Origin of the sequence: Streptomyces pimonensis (genome assembly GCF_041380215.1) — a bacterium.
Classification (GTDB): Bacteria; Actinomycetota; Actinomycetes; order Streptomycetales; family Streptomycetaceae; genus Streptomyces; species Streptomyces pimonensis.
The window spans coordinates 1-4,219 of the sequence record NZ_JAHWZY010000087.1 but is presented as its reverse complement, the minus strand read 5'-3'; the positions used below and the strand labels follow the sequence as shown (position 1 = coordinate 4,219).

Below are 4,219 nucleotides of genomic sequence, written 5' to 3'. Positions count from 1 at the left end.
GTACAGACCCTCCCCCGGCCGACCGGCTGCCTTTGCTGTGGTCGGCCGCGTAGCCGCGCAGCACGGTCACCGGATCGTCGTTCTCCAAGTGGAGGAACTGTCGGTTCAGTACCGTCGCGAGGTCTTCGAGGGCGCGACCGAGCATCGCGGCGGCCGTGCGGACCTCGGCACGGGAAGACGCCTGGCCCCTCACGGCCAGGCCGGCGGCGTAGCCGGCCACCGAAGCCAGGGACGTGTCGTCCTCGCCGTCGTAGAAGTAGTAGGTCTCGGCGTGCTGCGTGAGATCGATCCGGACCTGGATGACGTCTGCGGACAGGCTCGTCAGCAGGCTCGCCGTCGTGACCGGATCGAACCGGTCGGCGGGATGTTGGGCACGCCGCAGCGACGCCAGACGCAGGGCGAGGGTCCTGCGCCGGGTGAGCGCGGGATATACCTGGGAGTTCCAGGAGACGACGGCCGTGAGCAGGGCGAAGCCGAGGAGCCCTTCGAGGGGCGTGGCGAGGCGTAGCCACCCGTCGGTTGGGACAATGTCACCGAAGCCGAGAGTGGTCACCGTCACCACAGACAGGTACAGCGCGTCGAGAAACCCGGCTCGTTCCGCCGGATCCAGGCTGCTGCCGTAGGAGAATCCGCTCGGCAGGTGTGGCCAGTAGATCAGTGCCCAGCCCAGGACGATCGCTGTCGTCCACAGAGCGGCCACCAGCATCAGGGCCACAGGGCCGGTCACCGCGGCGACACGCCTGCCGGTCCGGTCGGCCAGCCGCCACAGACCTGCTGTCACCCACCGGCTCACCTCACCTCGCCCGGTGGGATGCCAGAGAGTGTGGAACACATCCCGCAGGCCGGCCACGACGAGCGCAGTCCCGGCCAGCGAGACGAGCCAGCCCGCACCCCCGCTCACCTCCGGCCCTCCGAACCCGGCGCACCACGCATCGGTACCCCGCCGCCTCGCCGGGGTGCGGCCAGCCCCGCGCTGATGAGCTTGCGCAGCGCGATGACGGCGGCCGTCACCCAGATGCCGTCCCAGGACAGGTCTGCGGCGAGACGGATCAGACCGGCGGCGACCAGGAAGTCGACCAGCACCGCCACAGCGGAACCGACGCTGCCCGCCATCCGGTACGCCGCCACAGCGGAGACGACTCCACCCGCGGTGATCAGGACGGCGGCCGGCTCCAGCCATCCGTTCACATCCGCGTCCCTTCACCCTGCTTCGACTGCGGCGCGGTCTGTCCCGGAGGGCCTTCGACATTCTTCAGCTCGACGCGCTCCTGTGCGATCTCCCGGCCCAGGAAGTAATTCAGCGCCGTACGGATGGCCGCGATGGCCGCCAGCTGGCCGATCTCCGTGAAGCTCGGCGCCACCGCCGTACGCAGTACATCACCGGCCAGCTGGAACTCCAGTCCCAGCACCAGGAAGCGGCCCAGCCGCAACCGGATCCGGTTGAACCCGGCCACCTGCCCCCCACCACGCAGCCCTGAAGCCACGAACTGCCCGAACGCCCACACCGCCCCCACGAAAATGACCACGGCGCCGGCCGACTCGATCAGACGGACCAGGAAGCCGATCACCTCACGCAGTCCAGACTCGGGCAGTAACTCCAACGACAAGGTCATGACCCCGCCAGTACCCGTCTGGAGATGCTCGATACCGGCCGCCCGCTGCGGCTCGCTCCGGTCCGAGCGGGGTGTCGGCAGCGACCAGGTCCGCCAGGTCCTCCCGCGCGCAGGCTTGCGCGACATGGCCGGGGTGGTGCAGCGTCCCGACCGGGTTCGCGCTCAGGCCGATCAGCAGGCCGCGTTCGGTGTTACTTGGCTGTGGTGGCCAGGGCTCCGCCGCCGGTGTTCATGCCGCCGCGGGGGCCGGTGTGGTTCTGGTCGAGAGGGAGGGCGATGTCGAAGACCTGTCGGCCGGTGGGGAAGGGGGTCTGTACGGTGATCGGCCCTGTTGCACATCCGGTGGTAACGGATCGTGCACGTCGAGCACCCTTTCCTTGCGGAGGGTAAGAGTGGCGCTCTGGTCTCGGTGCTTCGAGGTGAACGGCATCACGCCGGGGCGCCGGTCCGGTGTCCCGGCGAACTCTCACGACCAGACGCCAAGTCGATCGGTCGATCCCAGAGAGGGCCGACTGCGGGAGCGTAGGCCTGCGAGTTTGTGATCGATGACCTGTCCGTCGCCGTCATGCCCCCCGTCACCACCGAATGTGAGACAGGGCCACTCGCTGAACACACCCGGTGGTGACGCAGCGTGTCCGTAGACGTTGGTTGTCGGCATTGCGAAGGCCGAACGCGTTGCGGGCGACGAGCTTGATCACGCGGTTGATGCCTTCGCTCTTGGCGTTGCTGTGTCCGGTGTCGATGAATGCGGCGATCTCGGCCCACCAGCGGTCGACGGTGACGGCGAGCTGCCGCACCTCGGGGATGTCGGAGTCCGCACCACGTGAGGAACTTCCAGCGGGCGTGGCTGACTTGGTGGCGGTCGGCGCCGGTTCTCGCCAGGGCGAGGAGGTTTCGCAGGTTCTCCTTGGCAATCCATGCTGTCAGCAGGGTCTGGCCGATCGTCCCCTCGCCCAGCAGCGTGTTCCACATCGTGGCGAACTGCTCGTCGGTGAGGTCCTCGCAGTTGCGCAGCAGGCGCCGTCTGGCTTTCCATTCCGGGTCACTGGCGCGTCCGCGTCGGCCGCGCATCTCGGCGGTGGTGCGGCGCCTGACCGTGGACAGCATCTTGTTGGCGAGCTGGACGACGTGGAAGTGGTCGACCACGACGGTGGCCTGCGGACGAGCGGTGCGGACGGCGGCGCGGTAGGCGGCCGACATGTCGATGGTCACGTACTTGATGCTTTTTCTCCAGGTCAGCGGGGTGGTGGCGAGCCAGGCGAGCACATCGGCGACGGTGCGGCCCTCGGCCTGGCCGAGCAGGACGCCGGTGCCGAGCGCGTCGACGAACCCCGTGTGCCACCGATCGCGCGTCAGCATCCACTTGCCCGTGGCGGGGTTGTGTTCCCAGCGCGGCCGTCCGCGCCGGGTCTCGTCGATGCCCAGCACCTTCACCTCGGGCAGCGGCGCCTGGGTGACCTCATGTGCGGCGGTGCGGAAGGCGTCCATCACGGTGGGCCAGGACAGGTGCAGGTCACGGGCGGCCTGGATGACGGTGGAGGCGGCGTCGCGTATTCGCCGCCCAGCGGCACCGCGCAGTCGCATGGTGATCCGTGCACCGGCCGGTAGCTGCGGGATCTGCTCGGTGAAGGACCGGCGCGGGCAGCCGGGCTCCCGGCACCACCAGCGGCGTTTGTGCCAGCGGAACTCCAGCCCGCTCTCGCCGTACGGCAGACCGCGGGGCCGGGTCACCGCCGAGCCCTTCACCCTGGTGGCGAACACCCCGCAGGCCGGGCACGCCCGGGCCCTGTCATCGGCCGTGGCCAGGTGGACCCGGCGTGTCCCGTCGGCCAGCCGCTCGACCCGGACGACGGACACCCCGTCGAGGCCGAGCAGCAACGTCGTATCGTTGAGCAAGCCCGTGGCTCCTGCATGATCGTTCTGCGTAGCGAACAGAAATGATCACGCAGGGCCACGGGCACCTTGCGTCCAGGGCCCAGCAGCCCGACCCGACAGGGAGCGTGACGGCGAGTCAGCAAGCCGAACCAGCGCACCGCTCAACTTCGAAGACCCACTTAACAACCGCCCACGCAAGACGCTCGGCTGGGAAACCCCGGCCGAGCGCCTGCACAAACTACTCGCCGCCTGATCAGACCCATCGCGTATAGCGACGAGGGCTAAAAACCGTGCTCCCTGCCCCTGCGCGGCTTACGTGGCGCCTTCCCCAAGGGTCCGGCAGGCCATTCCTGCCGGACCCTTGCCACGAATTCGGCACGGGTCGAAACGACCCGTGGCTTCGGGCGCAGGAGCGGCTCTGCGTCCCACGGCTCGACATCCGTCCACCCGAACCGGAGGACGATCTCGTCGAGGACCGGTGCGAAGTCCGCACCGACCAGATCCGGCATCTGGTAGCGAATCCCGCGAACCCGGGCAACGAAGTTTGCGGGCAACGGCACGTGATACGCCTCCAGATAGTGCGCAAAGTCCGCGCGCCATACCCACATGCCATCGGTTACCAGCGACGAGTAGGGCTTGGTCAGGTTCGTATGGGTGTGGGTATGTCGCGGTGGCAGGCGGGGCAGGCGCCGGTCCAGGTGGCGAGGAGTGTCTGCAGTTCGCGGACGACG

General features: G+C 68.8%; 4 protein-coding genes. All 4 read right to left on the bottom strand.

Features of this window, described 5'->3' with window-relative positions; genetic code table 11:
- Window positions 1-781: potassium channel family protein (locus KYY02_RS33355; RefSeq protein ID WP_371244715.1), on the bottom strand; the 781-nt coding region annotated here is incomplete at its 3' end.
- A gap of 116 nt (window positions 782-897) precedes the next feature.
- Entirely contained in the window at window positions 898-1,188 is a 291-nt protein-coding gene (locus KYY02_RS33350) for a hypothetical protein (protein ID WP_371244712.1), read from the bottom strand.
- Complete coding sequence (locus KYY02_RS33345; RefSeq protein ID WP_371244711.1) at window positions 1,185-1,613, bottom strand: DUF1622 domain-containing protein; 429 nt, start codon at window positions 1,611-1,613, stop codon at window positions 1,185-1,187. The genes KYY02_RS33350 and KYY02_RS33345 overlap by 4 nt, the downstream gene beginning before the upstream one ends.
- 429 nt (window positions 1,614-2,042) lie before the next feature.
- Window positions 2,043-3,491: an ISL3 family transposase gene (locus tag KYY02_RS33340; protein WP_442538183.1), complete on the bottom strand. Its 1,449-nt coding sequence runs from the start codon at window positions 3,489-3,491 to the stop codon at window positions 2,043-2,045.
- Between the last annotated feature and the right edge of the window lie 728 nt (window positions 3,492-4,219).